The sequence below is a fragment of the Lentzea xerophila genome, from assembly GCF_051094245.1.
Lineage (GTDB): Bacteria > Actinomycetota > Actinomycetes > Mycobacteriales > Pseudonocardiaceae > Lentzea > Lentzea xerophila.
Window position 1 is genome coordinate 8,669,896 of record NZ_CP194934.1, and the last position, 14,939, is coordinate 8,684,834.

Here is a 14,939-nt window from a genome sequence, read left to right on the forward strand (position 1 = left end):
GAGAAGATGACCGAACGGGTTGACCAGCGAGTGCGTGACGATCGCTCTCCTTTGGGCCCGGCCGTACTGGCCGGTGCCGAGGCGTTCGCGCGCAGCTGGGCCACAGCCGTCATCGGGTCGAGTTACGTCCCCATGACCCGCGCCGAGGTGGCGCAGCACCTGCAGGACCTCACCGAGCTGCTGGTCGAGGCGCTGTTCGCGAGCCCGTTCCGCACGGCACCCGGCTACGAGATCGGCTCCCGGCTGGTCGACGCCCACTTCACCGGCACGGACACGCTCGGCCGCACCATCCAGCTGCTCGGCGACGACCTGCTGGCCGACCTCGGCTTCCCCGGCGACGACCACCTGACCTCCCGCCTCGCGGCACTGCAGGGCGCGCTGGCCGCCGGGTACGCCCGCGCGCTGCGGGAACGCACGCTCGCCGAGCAGGAGGCGATCAGGGCGGCCGTGCTGGACGCCCGTGACCAGGCGGAGTCGATGCTGCGGGCCTCGGAGGCCCGGTTCCGCGCGATGTTCACCGAGGCCGCGATCGGCATCGGCATCGCCGACATCGACGGCCGGATCCTCGACGTCAACCAGGCCCTGCAGGACATGCTCGGGTTCAGCGTCGAGGAGATGCGCCAGTACAACGTGCGCGACCTCATGCACCCCGAGGACGCGGGCAGCGTGTGGCGGCTCTACGACCAGCTCATCGCGGGCGAGTGCGACCACTACCGGGCCGAGAAGCGCTTCCACCGCGCCGACGGCGAGCAGGTGTGGACGCACCTCACGTTGTCGCTGGTCCGCGACGACCACGGCGAGCCGCAGTACCAGGTCGCGATGATCGAGGACGTCACCGACCGGCACCTGCTGCAGAACCGGCTGCGCTACCAGGCCCTGCACGACCCCCTGACCGGCCTGCCGAACCGTGCGCTGTTCCTCGAACGGCTCGGCCGCGTCTTCAACAACCGCGCCAAGCACGTCCGGGCCGGCCTCTGCTACCTCGACCTGGACGGCTTCAAGGTCATCAACGACTCGCTGGGCCACGACACGGGCGACCAGCTCCTGGTCGAGGTCGGCCGCCGGCTCGACCACTCGGTGTCCGGCGAGGGCAAGCTCGTCGCACGGATGGGCGGCGACGAGTTCGTGATCCTGGTCGAGGGCTCGTCCGGCGAGCAGGACATCGTGGACGTCGCGGACCGGGTGCTGACCGAGCTGGAGGCGCCGATCCGCATCGCGGGCCACGAGCTGTCCGTGTCGGCGTCGATCGGCATCGTCGAACGGCAGCTGTCCGGCACCACGTCGGCGGACCTCATGCGCGACGCGGACATCACGCTGTACTGGGCGAAGGCGGACGGCAAGGCGCGCTGGGCGTTGTACGACCCGGAGCGCAACGCGCGCGAGGTCGCCAGGTTCACCCTGTCCGCCACGATGCCGCGAGCCCTGGAACGCGGCGAGTTCTACGTCGAGTACCAGCCGCTGGTGCGCCTGGAGGACTCGAAGGTCACCGGTGTCGAGGCCCTGGTGCGCTGGCAGCACCCGGAGTTCGGCCGGCTCGCGCCCGACCGGTTCATCGAGCTGGCCGAGGAGACCGGCCTCATCGTCCCGCTGGGCCGGTGGGTGCTGCGCAAGGCGTGCGAGGAGGCCAGGCGCTGGCTGGAGGAGTTCGACGACGCGGCCCCGTTCGTGTCGGTGAACCTCGCCGTGCGGCAGTCCCGCGACCCCGAGCTGGTCCGAGACGTCAAGCGGATCCTGGACGAGTGCGGGCTGCCACCACACCACCTGCAGCTGGAGCTGACCGAGTCGGCGATCATGGGCACCGCCGACGAACCGCTGGAAGCGCTGCGGGCGTTGTGCGACATGGGTGTGCGCATCGCGATCGACGACTTCGGCACCGGCTACTCGAACCTCGCGTACCTCAAGCACCTGCCAGTGCACGAGCTGAAGATCGCCGGCTCGTTCATGGAGGGCCTGCGCGCCGAGAACGAGGAGGACCCGGTCGACTCGCAGATCGTGGCGACCCTGGTCCAGTTGGCGCACGCTCTCTCGTTGGGGGTCACGGCCGAGGGCGTGGAGACGCCGGCTCAGGCCGCGCGGTTGCTGCGGCTGGGGTGCGACACCGGGCAGGGGTGGTTCTTCGCTCGGCCCGGTCCGCCGGAGAACATCGACAGCCTGTTGCGTGGTGATCTCTAGCTCGGGGAACTCCGAGTGCCATGAAACCCCTGGCGCTCGTCGTGCTCCTGCTCGCCGCGATGACTCCGGCCGTCCACGCCGCCGAGGAGGTCGTCCCGCTGCCCGCCGACAAGCAGGCGTTCGGTACGGCCAGGTCCGCGGCGAGCCCCGTCTGGTTCACACTCGGCCACCAGGGGCTCTCCGAGATCTTCCACCCCGACCTGAGCACACCCGCGACCCGCGAGACGCGGCTGCTGGTCGACGGCGAGCCCGGTCAGGCGCGCACCGAACCCGCCGACGACAGGTCGCTCACGTTCCGGCAGCACCTGCGCGGCGACGGGTGGCGGGCCGTGATCACCTACGTGACCGATCCGCAGCGGCCGGCCGTGCTCGCGGACGTGCAGCTCACGGCGCAGCGCCCGGTCCGGCTGTCGATTGACCACGTGCCGATGAAGGCCGGAAGTTCCGTTGGCACCACGTTGCCCACCGAACCGGTTCGGCGCGCGCACGGCACGTTCGCGGTCGGGTTCGGCGACGGCGTCACGCAGGCCGCGCTGGACCGCGGGTTCGGTGCGGCGGCACGGGAGTACGCGCGGGGCTGGCGCGCCTACCTGGACGGCCTGAAGCGCCCGAGGTCCGCGGACCGGCGGCTCTACGACATGTCCGTGATGGTGCTGGCGGCGACCGAGGACAAGAGGCATCCCGGCGCGTCGATCGCGTCGCCGAGCTTCCCGTGGGCCTTCGGGTTCGACCGGGAGCTGGCGCCGGAGCTCGGCCCGTACGCGCTGGTGTGGCCGCGCGACCTGTACCACGTGTCCACGGCCATGATCGCGGCCGGAGACCGCGGGTTCGCCGGGCGGTCGCTGGACTTCATGCTGCGCGAGCAACAGGAACCGGACGGCCACCTGCCGCAGAACACGCGGGTCGACGGCACCCCGGTGTGGACCAAGGTCCAGCTCGACCAGACCGCGGCGCCGCTCCTGCTCGCCTGGCACCTGGACCGGCACGACCAGTCCACAGTGGACGCCCTGCGCCGGTCAGCCGACTACCTGCTGAGCTACCCGGACTCGCCGTTCAGCGAACAGGAGCGGTGGGAGAACCAGGACGGCTACTCGCCCGCCACGATCGCCTCGGTCGTCGCCGGCCTGGTGTGCTTCGCGGACCTCCTGCGGCGCACCGGGGAGAACGCCGACCGCTACCTCGCCGCCGCCGACGAGTGGCAACGGCAGGTGGAGGGCTGGACCGCGACGAGGACCGGGCCGTACGAGCCCAAGCCCTACTACCTGCGCGTCACCAAGGATGGAGAACCCGACCAGGGCACCAGGTACAACCTGGGCGACAACAACCCCACCGACATCGACCAGCGCGCGGTCGTGGACCCGAGCTTCCTCGAACTGGTGCGGCTCGGCGTGAAGCGCGCCGACGACCCCGTCGTCCGCAACACCGTCACCGTCGTCGACCAGCAGCTGAAGGAACAGGGCTACTGGCACCGGTTCACGCAGGACGGCTACGGCGAGACGGCGGACGGCAGGCCGTGGGGCATCAACTGGCCGACGCCGACCAGGACGTACGGCCGACTGTGGCCGTTGCTGAGCGGCGAACGCGGCGAGTACGAGCTGCTCAACGGCGCCAAGCGCACTGCCGCCCAGCGGTTGCGTGAGATCGCGGCCACCGCGAACAGCGGCCTCATGCTGCCCGAACAGGTGTGGAACGGCCGGGGCACCACCTCCGCCACCCCGCTCGCCTGGACGCACGCGCAGTACGTGCGGCTGGCGTGGTCGCTCGACCGGGGCGAGCCGGTCGAGCGACCGTCCGTCGTCGTCCAGCGCTACCTCAGCTGACGGACCTCCTGGCCACGTTGTGGCCGGAGACCTCCACGACGGGCTGGGCGGCCCCGAGCGACGAGGACCGGTACTCGGCCTTGAGCGTCAGGGTTTCGCCCGGCCACAGCGTCACGTAGTTGTCGCTCCACCGCGTCGGCAGCACCTCGGCGCCGCCCTGGCCCTTGCGCAGCGACGCCCGCACGAAGAACGCCACGGTGTCGCCGGTGTTCCTCAGCGTCACGGTGGTCACCTGCTGGTCGGGACCCGCGGACGCCGTGGACACCGTGGACGACACCGTGCCGGGCTTCAACGTGTTGAGCCCCTTGAGATCCGCGTAACCGGACTGCGGCGTGTGGTACCAGGTGGAGGCGCCGTAGTTCAGCGTGTCGGCCTTGGTGGACAACCAGTAGACGTTGCGGTCGACGACGGTGCCGGCCGCGTCCTTGAGCAGCAGCCGCACGAAGTACGTCGTCGACAGCCCGGACGGCTGCGGCAGCGTGCCGACCTTGGTCGGCCCGTTGGCCGTCGCGTTCACGTTGCGCGTCTCGTCGGCCTTCTGTGTGCCGTCGAGATTGAACAGCGTGATCTGCAACTTGTGGTTGGTCGCGTTCTGCAAGCTGGTGTTCATCACGGCCAGCGACTTGTCGTCGTAGGAGTACTGGGCGTGCAACGGCCGTAGACCGGTCTTGGCGCCGAAGTACGAACCCGCCGTGGCGAGGTAGTAGTCGTACAGGTGCCAGTACAGCGTCGGCCACGCGTTGTTGAGCATCCAGTAGATGACGCCCGTGGACGGGTTGGTGGAGTCGTTGAAGTTGTCGCCGAACGCCTCGAACTGCGCGCGGTTCGTCTCGTAGTTCGCGAGCTGCGCCTTGCGGACGAGGTCCTCGACGCCGGTGGGCTTGCCGTAGCGGTGGTCGAGTGCGGTGCCCCAGAAGCTGAGCTTGTTGAACGTCGACGACGGCGACAGGTGGTACTGCGTCGCGTTGTAGTCGGTCAGCTTGTTGATCTCACCCTGGGACAGGAACTTCTTCAGCTCGTCCATCTCCGGGATCGTGGCGCCGGGGCCGATCTCGGACGCGAAGCCCGCCGCGCCGCCCTTCTGCTTGGTGAACCAGTAGACCGGCGGTTCCCACCAGTACGGGCCTTCCATCTTCATGCCGGGGTTCCCGAGCTGCGGAGAGCCGATGTTCTTCGCCGACGAGATGATCGGCAGGTTCCACTCGGCCCGCCGGAGAGCGTCGAGGTAGATCTTCTCGAGGCCGGCGCCGGGAGCGGCGTCGGAGCCGATCAGGAAGCCGATCATGCTCGGGTGGTTGCGGATGCGCCTGGCCTCGCTCTCCGCGGACTCACCGGCGACACGGTTGTCCTCCGCGTCGAACGTGTCGTACTTCTCCCACTTGGAGCAGCACTCCCAGCCGGTGAGCAGCATGATGCCCTTGCGGTCCGCCATGTCGTACAGCTCGTCGTTCTCGGGCTTGCCCTCCAGGCGGATGGTGTTCATGCCCATCGCCTTGACGAGGTCGAGCTGGTCCTCGATGTAGCGCAGGTCGGTGCGCAGGAACAGGTCCGACGCCCAGCCGCCACCGCGGACCAGGAACGGCTTGCCGTTGATCGTGAACTGACGACCGCTGCCGCGGATGCCCGACGTGACCTCGCGGACGCCGAAGGTCGTCTTCGCCGTGTCGGACGCGGCCGTGCCGACGGTCGCGGTGAGCGAGGCCAGGTAGAGCGGCTGCGCGCCCATCTGGAACGGCCACCACACCTGCGGGTTGCGCAGGTCCTGGGAGAACGTGACGGTCCGAGTCTGGTGCGCGGCGAGCCGCACCTGCTGCCGGAGCACCTGGCCCGCGACGGTCGCGGTGACGTCGGCGGTGACAGCGGCGCCGGTGTTGTTGCGCGCGTCGACCTTGGTGATGATCTTCGCGCTGCTCAGGCTCGGTAGCGGCAGGTCGGAGTCGACGCGCGGGTTGCGTAGCGAGACCGGGCCGCTCGGCGTGAACTGCACGTCGCGGAAGATGCCCTGGTTGCGGTCGGGCGGCAGCTGCGCCCAGTCGATGAAGTGGATCAGCAGGTCGTTCTGCGGGTCAGACGGCGACGCCTTGATCGCCAGCGCGTTGTCGCCCTTGCGCAGCAACGAGGTCACGTCGAACTCGTGCGTCGGGTACGCGCCGACCACGGTGTCGGTCCCCGCGACCTTGGTGCCGTTCAACCAGATCTCGCCGCGCGCGATGATGCCGCCGTTGAGCTTGAGGAACGTGTTGACGCCCGGCCGCGGGTCCGCCTGGAAGACCTTGCGGTACCACCACGGCACCTTGAAGTCGTCCGGGTCGACCTGCTTGAGGTTCTCCGAGTGGTTGACGTCCGGGTACCTGTCGTTGGCGATCAGGCCGGCCATCACGGTGGACCGCGCGGGCACGGTCAGCCAGCCGGAGTCCGAGTAGGACGGACCGGAGATCACGTCCCCGTTCTGCGTGGCGGTGGCGCTGCTCTGCATGCGCCAGTCCGGGATGGTGGAGGTCGTTCCGGGGCGGGCGGCCACCTCGAGCGCCGCTCCCGTGCCGGGGACGGGCCCCGCGTTGGCTGAGGTGCCCGGTACCAGCAGGGCCAGGCCCACCGCCGCCACGACCAGTGTCGGCAGTGGTCGGTTGCGCAGCATGTCGCTCCTCGACGCATCGGGGCGGCGGCGCTTCGGGGTACCGTAAAGAAGGTTTCCTTTTCCAGTGTTCGCGGGCAAGGCGGCTTACGGGTGACGCGAACCATGCCGTTCGCCACCCTCCGTGCCCGGTGATCCGATACGTTGGCCGGCATGCGTCGACTTGCCGTCCCATTCCTGCTGGCAGCGGTCCTGACCGGGTGTTCTGCGACAGAGCCCGGGACGCCGTCCGCGGGGAACCAGACGGGCTCCGCGCCGACGACCGGATCTTCGGCCGGTACGGCACCGGTGAACCGGCCCAAGGCCGTCGACCTCAAGACCATCGACCCGTGCTCGCTGATCACGCCGGAGCAGAAGACCGCTCTGGGGCTGAGCAAGGTCGAACCGGGCAAGCCGCTCTCCGACTACGGGGAGGAGAGCAAGCGGTGCGACCAGACCTATACGCAGATCAAGTACGTCTCGAGCATCCACACGCTCCTCAACGGCGGCGTGGACAGGTTGAAGCGGACGATGGGTGAGGCGAAGCTCACACCGCTTCAGGTCGCGGGATATCCCGCCTACCTGGCGCAGCGGGTGGCCCCGGGAGGCGCCCCGGTCTGCGAGGTCTACATCGACGCGAACGAGGGCCAGTTGCTGCTGGTGGACGTGGGTGGGGTGTTCGGTGTGAAGACCAACACCGCGGAGGTCGCGTGCGACCAGGCCAAGGCGCTCGCCGGCGCCGTCGCCGCCGTGCTGGCGACCAAATGACAGTTGAGTAGAACTACGCGCCTTGTATCGGGAACCGGTCACTCGCGTAATGCATCAGAGCTAAAGTCGTCCCAAATGCACACACGGCCCAACCCCTGGGGGCCGTATCTGAGGAGGGTGTGCCGTGTTTCTCGCGGATGGTGGAGGTGGCGCTTCGTCGCCCCCCGAGTTCGGTCAGCGCAAGCTGAAGGTGGACCCGTCAGCCATTCCACAGGCGAGGAAGGCTTTCGAGCACGCGCTGGCGGAGTTCGATGGCAAGGTCACGCATGCGGTCAACGACCTGCCCACCAGGCCGTGGGCCGAGGACCCGATCAGCAGCGAGACCTCGAAGGCGTTCAACGAGCAGACCACCGAGAAGGCGCTGGCCGCGCTGGACTTCTACCGAAACCAGCTCGTCGGCGTGATCGACCAGCTCAAGATGATCGAAGAGCAGTACCGCATGACCGAGGGCGACAACGCGGCCATGTGGGGCAAGCACCTGCGGGACCAGGACTGAGAGGGGGGACTGACCGATGACTGACCACCGTTTCCAGGGGTACGCGCACCCCGAGCTGTACCAGATGATCAATTCCGGTCCCGGCGTCGCCGCCTCCATCCCGGTGGAGCAGGGCTGGAAGACGATCGCCGCGACGCTCGCGCAGATCGACGCCGACCTGCACGCCGGCCTGGCCAAGATGGGCGCGGACTGGGAGTCCGACGCCGCCAGCGCCGCCCAGGGCGCGCTGTCGCCGCTGGCCGAGTGGGCCGGGTTCGCCGAGAACGGCGCGACGACCATGGAGAGCTCCGCGCGCCTGCAGGGCGAGTACATCGCCGACGCGCGCAAGAAGATGCCCGAGGTCGTCCCGATCACGACCGAGAAGCCCGGCTTCATGGACATGGCGGTCGGCGCGCTGACCGGTCCGGTCGGCATGGCGCACGTCGTGGGTCAGCAGATGGACCACGAGCGGCAGGAAGCCGCCGCGGACAACGCCGCCGCCCAGGCCGTCAAGGTCATGGAGGACTACCAGTCGGACAGCCGCTGGAACTCCTCGACGCTCGGTGAGTTCCCGACGCCGCCGCAGGTCGTGATCGACACGCCGCCGCCCGGCGACACGGGCACCGGCAGCACGCGCGTGGGTTTCTCGCCGACCGGCACCCCTTCGCCGACCGGCAACCCCGACACGACCAACCCGTCGTGGACGCAGCCGACCCCGACCCCGCAGCACCAGGTCTCGACGGGCTGGACCCCGCCGCCGACCGACTCCACGCACACGTCGTGGACGCAGCCGCCGTCGACGCCGCCGCCCACGTACACCCCGCCTCCGACGAACCTGCCGCAGCCGACCCCGACCCCGACCCCGACGCCGATCACCGGCGGACCGGTGTTCACCCGGCCGACCACGAGCGTGCCCGGCCCCGGTGGCCCCGGTGGTCCTCGCGGTGGTCAGCCCGGCCCCGGTGGTCCTCGCGGTGGTCAGCCCGGTCCCGGTGGCGGCAAGGCGTTCGGCCCGATGTCGGGCTCGCTCGGCGCGTCCGGCCAGGGCGCGCTGAAGGGCGGCCTGCCCGGCGGCATGTCCGGCATGGGCTCCGGCCCTGACGGCGTGCGCGGCGGTGCCGTGGGCGCGGGTGCCGGTACGGGTGCCGGTGCGGGCGCGGGCAAGGGCGCGGCCGGTGCCGGCATGGGTGCCGGTGGCGCGCACGGCCAGAAGGGCGAGGGCGAGGACGACATCGAGCACAAGGCGGCCGACTACCTGGTCGAGACCGACGACGTGTTCGGCGACGAGCGCATGGTCGCGCCGCCGGTCATCGGCGGCTTCTCGGAGTGAGTCTGTTCGGCGGTCCGGCGGAGAGGGAGCCGATCACTCTCTCCGCCGAGGAGTTCGACGTGGTGTGGGAACGCATGAACGTCGGCCCCATGCCGCTCGTTCTCAAGGTTCCCACCCCCGGTAAGACGCGGGACGAACGCATTCAGCTGGAGAACCGCGTCTACCAGCAGTTGGACCACCGCCGCCTGGGCAACTCGCGCGGCCTCTCCTCCGAGCTGGAGGGGTTGCTGCGCATGTTCGTCAAGCCGGAGCGGGAGGCGGACGGCCGCCTCTGGCTCGGGCACAGCCTGCGCGTCCTCGCCGTGGCGAACGGCGACTGGGGCGCGCTCGCGACGTTGCGGGACGACCAGCTGACGTTCCAGCCGTGGGCGGGCTCCGGGCTCGCCTCGGCGGTGCTGTCCACGCTGCCCGCACACCCGGCGGGCACGGGGCTGTCGGTGACGCTGCCGAGCGCGGACGTCGAGAAGGCGATCTCGCAGACCGACGGCTCGCCGAAGTCGATGGAGGCGGCGTTCCGCGGCGTCGGCCTGCGCGAGGCCGACGCCAAGGCGATGGTCAAGATGTTCACCGGGATCGTGCACACCGGGAACTTCGGTGCCGCGGCTCGCGACAAGTACGGCAAGCGCTGGCGGCCCGAGCGCGTGGTCGCGTTCTTCGACACCGAAGAGGGCCGCTACCTGCAGCAACGCCGTTCGTCGAACGGCCAGCCGCCGTGGAGCACGTTCACCCCGACCGACGCGCGCCGGATGCTGCACCAGGTCGACGAGCTGATCTCCGAGGCGGTTCGTTCCGCGGGCGCGTGATGTCTGGTTTGATCTGACCACCGCCGCCGTGGCCAAGACCCCTTGGAGACGGCGAAATGAACATCGACAGACGGCGATTCCTGCTGGCTACAGGGGTTGCGCTGGTCGGCACGCCAGTGATGGCGGGGACTGCCTCGGCAGCGTCCCCCGCTTCGCTGTGGCAGGAGTTCGTCGCGAACCCCTACAACCACCCGCAGATCCCCAACGTCGCCTACGCGGGCTACCGCACCGGTGAGAAGCCCGCCCGCCGGCCGGTCCTCGCGAACGTGCTGTTCTTCGGAGCGCGCCGGGACGGCTCGGCCGACGCGTCCGCGGCGATCAACAAGGCGATCGAGTTCATCGGCAGGCTCGGTGGCGGCACCGTCCTCGTGCCGCCGGGCCGGTACCGGATCGACGACATCGTCCGCATCGGCTACGACAACGTGGTGCTGCGCGGTGCGGGCAGCGCGCGGACGACGTTCTACGCGACCCGGTCGCTGGAGGAGATCGTCGGCATCAACCGCAGCCGCTACGGCTCGGAGAACTCGGCGTGGAGCTGGTCGGGCGGCCTGGTGTGGGTGTGCCACCGCGACCGCTACCAGCCGTTGGTCGACGCGATCAAGGCTCGCCAGTGGCCGTTCGAAGGCTGGACGGGCAACGAGCTGGAGGCCGGCGAGACGCTCACCGCCGTCACCGGTTCCGCCGCGCGCGGCTCGTTCGTGGTGACCGTCGAGAATGGACGGACGCTGCGTGCCGGTCAGCGCGTTCTGCTGCGGCTGGACGACGACGGCTACTCGCTGCCGAAGCACATGTGCGGCGACGTCCCCGGCACCGCCACCTACAGGTGGGACGACAAGGACAAGCTCCTGTCGTACTTCCCGTTCCTGTGGCCGGTGCGCGTGGAGTGGGTGCGCGGCAACAGGGTCAAGCTCGCGCAACCGTTGCCGCTCGAGATCCGTCCGGAGTGGAAGCCGCGCCTGACCACGATGGCCCCGGTCGTCAGGGGCGCCGGCGTCGAGGGCATCAAGATCGAGATGTTCAAGGTTCCGACGCCGAAGCACCTGCAGGACAAGGGGTACAACGGGCTCGCGTTCCAGTGCGCCTGGGACTGCTGGGCCGACGACGTGCACGTCCAGGACGTCGACAACGGCTTCCTCCTGGTTTCGGCGAAGGGAATCTCGCTGCTGAACACGCGTGTCTCCGGTCGCGGCCACCACCACGCGTACGCGACCCGCGAGCAGTCCCACGACAACCTGACCGACGGCTTCGTGATCGAGGCCCCGTCCGAACCGTCGCAGACCGGTGCGGGCAACCACGGCCTGAACGTCGAAGGCCTGTCCTGCGGCAACGTCTGGACCCGCGGCCGGATGGACCACGACGTCTTCGACACCCACCGCGGCCTGCCGTTCGCCAACGTCCGCACCGAGATCACCATCAACAACGTCGGCGCCCACGGCGGCAGCGCGAACGCCGGCCCGTTGTACGGCGCCCGGTTCGCGCACTGGAACGTCACCGTCACCAACCAGCGCGCGGGCAACGTCCGCATCGACCAGGTAGCGCCGTGCAGCGCCACCGTCGCGATCTCCGAGGTCCGCGACTTCGGCCAGGTCGACAGGCCGGACTTCGCAGGCGAGCTGAACTCGCGCCTGGAGCTCTACGGCACGACCGACGTCACCCCGCGCAACCTCTATGACGCGCAACGGAAACTACGTCGCTCATGACATAGCCGACGGCAGCGACCGCGTCACGTCGTCCAGGTCGGTGGGGAGCGTCAACCTCTCCACCGACCTGCCGATGCGCCGCGTCCAGCCCTGCTCGGTGAACTCCAGCCGGTACGACGCGTGCTCGCTGGGCGTGGTGTCGGACAGCAGCAGGTGCTGCCCGTAGGTGCGTCCCGCCGTGGCCAAGGTCCGCAGGACCTCCCTGAACTCCGGACGTTCCGCCAGCAGCCCGTGCACACCGTCGATGCAGATCATGAGCTCGGGCAGGACAAGTCCCGCCGCCCGGTGGTCCCAGATGTTCCGGAAGTTGCCTTCCGCCAGCGTTCTGGTGCGCAGCTCGTGGTCTTCCAGCAGGTCCACGGCCCGGACGTGCGGCGCGTTCGCGAGACCCGCGAAGACCCCGATGCCGTGGAAGTCGACGAACACGACCTGCAGGTCGTCCGGTGAGTGCCGCAACATCTGGCCGAGAACCAGCGCACGGATGCCTTCCGCACGTCGTTCGTCCGGCGCGACCACCTCGCCGTGCGGGCCCATCCCGTCCTGCAGGTGGTTCGACTTGATGTCGATCTCGATCGGCTGACCGTGCTCGTCCGTGCCCACCGCGACCCGGTACTGCAGCTTGACGGGCCTCGGCCGCCAGGCGTGCGGCCGGTCGAACCGGTTCGGCATCTCGTGCAGGGTGAAGAAGTCGGGTGACGGCGCGGGCCGGTGCATCAGCCTTGGCAGCTCACGGGCGAGCTCTTCGAGGTTCGCGGGCGCCGTGCAGTCGTCGATCAGCACGTCCGCCACCTCGTGCGGAGCGTCGATCAGCAGCTGCATCCCGGACTTGCCGACGTCGGCCGCGATGGTCGCGAGCGCCCTGCCGAGTTCCGTCGCCTTGAGGTCGTCGAAACCGTTGACGCAGATGAGGAGTTGCGGCAGCACCTGGTCGAAGCCGCGGTGGTCGAAGATCGTCCAGGTGTTGCCGACGATCTCAAGCCGGCGTTCCGACTCCGCCAGCAACGCCGCCGCCAGCGGGGCCGGATCCCTTGCCACGTCACGGTGATGAGCCTGCACGTGCGGTGCCTGGTCCAGCCCGGCGAACAGGCCGGAGTCACGTGCGTCGACGAGGATCGCCTGGAACAGCTTGGGCGAGTGCGTCGTCATGAGGCCCAGCAGCAGGCTGCGCAACGACTCCCGCGCGGTGACGGCGAGATGCGACCCCGTCCGCCACTTCCCGTCGGCGAAGTGGGTCAGCTCGACCACGACAGGTTCGCCGCGGCCGTCCACACCGATGGGAACCTTCCACCACCTGCCCTTCCACGCGAGGGCCTTGGTGAAGCGGCCCAGTCCGTGCAGGGACAGGATGTCCAGCACCTCGACCCGCAGCGGCACCCGGTCCGGCAGGTCGCCGAGCGACCGCGCGGTGATGACCACCTTCACCTCCCGCGCGGCCGCGGTGATCCACCGCACGGAGTCGGCGAGGCCGGGATCGCTGTCACCGCACTGCTTCCAGTCGTCGATCAGCAACGTCGCACCGGGCTCCGCGCCGCGCTCGAACCAGGCCAGCAGGTTCCGGCGGCGCCGTTCGTCGGCGGGGTCGAAGCTCACCGCGACTCCTGCCGCCTCACCTCTGCCGATGCGGTAGACGCCTTGGCCCACGGGGATTCGCGGCGTGGTGAGGTGCGGTGGGCCGACGAGGGCGAGATGGGTCACGGGACCGCGATCCGTGCGGGGAGCCGGTGGGGCACGGAGAGGCCGAAACCGGGCTGGTCCGGCACGCGGGCGGCCTGCTGGGCGTCGACGAGGGACGTGGCCGGGTCGTCGAGCCGGAACTCGATCGCGAACCCCAGGCTGTTCCTGATGAACGGCGGCACCTGGTCCCACGAGCGGGCCGTCACCACGATGTGGCGTTGCGGGTCGAGAGGCTCGCCCGGACCGTCGAGGAACTGGTAGCGCCCGACGTCGTGGCCGAGCACGGCGCCGAGGGTGCGCAGCGTCGTGCTCTTGCCGGTGCCCGGCTTGCCGACGATGGCGCCGTGCCGCCGTTCCTCGGTGAACGTGGGGATGATGGCGTCACGGCGTTGCGGGAACGGCATGTCGACCAGGCCGATGGCGCCGGGCGGCAGCATGTCCAGCGTGAGGCCGGCCTGGCTCTCGTGCAGCGGTGGCTGGACGACCGGGCGTGCGGGCGGGCCGGAACCGGCCAGCGCGGGCGGCAGCACCTCGGCCCACTCCTCGAGGTCGTGCGGCGGCACTCCGAAGGGCCACTCCGGGACGGTGAACGGCAGCTGCTCCGGGAACGCGGCACCGGAGTACAGCAGGTAGACGCCCATGGTCCGGCCGGCGCGGGTGAGCGCGGTCAGGGTGTCCTGGAAGCGGGGGCACCGCTCGATCAGCACCTCGGCGCTGTCGACGCAGAGCAGCAGGGCGGCCATCGGTTCGAGGTCCTCACCGGCGTCGAGCTTGTCGCGGTAGTCGTGGAAGTTGCGGCATCCACCGGCCTGGTGCACGAGTTCCTGCCGCCGCGCGAGCTCGCCGTCGAGACCGACCCGGAACCGCTCGAACACCTCGTCCGGCACGTCACCGTTGAGGCTGAACGACATGTGCGGCGCGTGATCCAGCCCGTCGAACATGCCCGTGTTCCTCATGTCGAAGCAACCGAAGTTCAGGTCCTTCGAGGAGTGCGTGACCATGAGCCCCAGCAGCGCGGCGAGCAGTTTTTGCTCCCGTTGCGCGGCCGTGCCGTAGTAGGCGCCCGAGTACCCGTCGGCGCCAACGGCGATGTGCAGGTACACCGGCCATCCGCGTGCGTCGCCACCGATGGCGGCCCTCAGGTCGTTGCGCTGGTACTTGTTGCTGAGATCAGCCTCGATGCCGTGCCACGCAAGGAAGTCCGTGGCCTCGCCGAGCAGATGGCGCCGCAACCGGTCCGGCAGGTCCGCCCACCTCCGCGCCGTCACGACGACCTGCACACCCTGCGCCGGCCCGAACGCGGCGATCCACTCGACGGTCCGGTCCAGCTCCGGGTCGAACTCGACGCACAGCGCCCAGTCGTCCACCAGCAGCACCGCACCCGAAGGCGCACCGCGTTCGAACCAGTCCAGCACGCTCCGGCAGCCCGGCTGGTCCGCGGGGTCGAAGGTGGCCGAGACGGGCAACGGGTCCGCGCCGCGGCCGATCCGGTAGACGGCCGTGTCCGGCGACGCCGCGAGAGCCGCCGTCAGCCGCTCCCTCGTCGCCTGCCCTGGCCCGACGACGGCGAAGTTCCTGATCAC

At 69.8% G+C, this 14,939-nt stretch carries 10 protein-coding genes; 7 read left to right on the forward strand and 3 right to left on the reverse strand.

Annotated elements, in window-relative coordinates:
• The first annotated feature begins 6 nt into the window (after positions 1 to 6).
• Positions 7 to 2,172, forward strand: coding sequence for a putative bifunctional diguanylate cyclase/phosphodiesterase (locus ACRSBM_RS41720; protein WP_434452253.1), 2,166 nt, complete (start codon positions 7 to 9; stop codon positions 2,170 to 2,172).
• Positions 2,173 to 2,192: 20 nt separating this feature from the next.
• Positions 2,193 to 3,992 (forward strand): glycoside hydrolase family 15 protein, encoded by a 1,800-nt coding sequence (locus ACRSBM_RS41725; protein ID WP_434452254.1) that lies wholly within the window; start codon positions 2,193 to 2,195, stop codon positions 3,990 to 3,992.
• Here the strand turns inward: ACRSBM_RS41725 and ACRSBM_RS41730 are convergent.
• Entirely contained in the window at positions 3,985 to 6,630 is a 2,646-nt protein-coding gene (locus ACRSBM_RS41730) for a glycosyl hydrolase 2 galactose-binding domain-containing protein (protein WP_434452256.1), read from the reverse strand. The genes ACRSBM_RS41725 and ACRSBM_RS41730 overlap by 8 nt on opposite strands.
• A gap of 150 nt (positions 6,631 to 6,780) precedes the next feature.
• Here ACRSBM_RS41730 and ACRSBM_RS41735 point away from each other — a divergent pair, with 150 nt between their 5' ends.
• From ACRSBM_RS41735 to ACRSBM_RS41755, 5 genes are all read left to right on the forward strand, one after another.
• On the forward strand, positions 6,781 to 7,374 hold the full coding sequence (locus ACRSBM_RS41735) for a DUF3558 domain-containing protein (RefSeq protein ID WP_434452258.1): 594 nt from the start codon (positions 6,781 to 6,783) through the stop codon (positions 7,372 to 7,374).
• A gap of 124 nt (positions 7,375 to 7,498) precedes the next feature.
• Complete coding sequence (locus ACRSBM_RS41740; protein ID WP_434452260.1) at positions 7,499 to 7,870, forward strand: transcriptional regulator; 372 nt, start codon at positions 7,499 to 7,501, stop codon at positions 7,868 to 7,870.
• Between the two features lie 16 nt (positions 7,871 to 7,886).
• On the forward strand, positions 7,887 to 9,179 hold the full coding sequence (locus ACRSBM_RS41745) for a hypothetical protein (protein WP_434452262.1): 1,293 nt from the start codon (positions 7,887 to 7,889) through the stop codon (positions 9,177 to 9,179).
• Positions 9,176 to 9,982, forward strand: coding sequence for an ESX secretion-associated protein EspG (locus tag ACRSBM_RS41750; protein WP_434452263.1), 807 nt, complete (start codon positions 9,176 to 9,178; stop codon positions 9,980 to 9,982). Before ACRSBM_RS41745 ends, ACRSBM_RS41750 begins: the two co-directional genes overlap by 4 nt.
• 56 nt (positions 9,983 to 10,038) lie before the next feature.
• Entirely contained in the window at positions 10,039 to 11,682 is a 1,644-nt protein-coding gene (locus ACRSBM_RS41755) for a glycosyl hydrolase family 28-related protein (protein WP_434452265.1), read from the forward strand.
• Here ACRSBM_RS41755 and ACRSBM_RS41760 read toward each other — a convergent pair.
• Positions 11,677 to 13,377, reverse strand: a complete 1,701-nt coding sequence (locus ACRSBM_RS41760; RefSeq protein WP_434452266.1) for a hypothetical protein — start codon at positions 13,375 to 13,377, stop codon at positions 11,677 to 11,679. The two genes, ACRSBM_RS41755 and ACRSBM_RS41760, sit on opposite strands and share 6 nt — an antisense overlap.
• Positions 13,374 to 14,939, reverse strand: a complete 1,566-nt coding sequence (locus tag ACRSBM_RS41765) for a hypothetical protein (RefSeq protein WP_434452268.1) — start codon at positions 14,937 to 14,939, stop codon at positions 13,374 to 13,376. Before ACRSBM_RS41765 ends, ACRSBM_RS41760 begins: the two co-directional genes overlap by 4 nt.

What these genes read in the sequence shown, in the direction of transcription:
- ACRSBM_RS41735 (WP_434452258.1), top strand. Translation starts at nt 6,781, where the DNA reads ATGCGTCGACTTGCCGTCCCATTCCTGCTGGCAGCGGTCCTGACCGGG.
- ACRSBM_RS41745 (WP_434452262.1), top strand. Translation starts at nt 7,887, where the DNA reads ATGACTGACCACCGTTTCCAGGGGTACGCGCACCCCGAGCTGTACCAG.
- ACRSBM_RS41725 (WP_434452254.1), top strand. Translation starts at nt 2,193, where the DNA reads ATGAAACCCCTGGCGCTCGTCGTGCTCCTGCTCGCCGCGATGACTCCG.
- ACRSBM_RS41730 (WP_434452256.1), bottom strand. Translation starts at nt 6,630, where the DNA reads ATGCTGCGCAACCGACCACTGCCGACACTGGTCGTGGCGGCGGTGGGC.
- ACRSBM_RS41720 (WP_434452253.1), top strand. Translation starts at nt 7, where the DNA reads ATGACCGAACGGGTTGACCAGCGAGTGCGTGACGATCGCTCTCCTTTG.
- ACRSBM_RS41755 (WP_434452265.1), top strand. Translation starts at nt 10,039, where the DNA reads ATGAACATCGACAGACGGCGATTCCTGCTGGCTACAGGGGTTGCGCTG.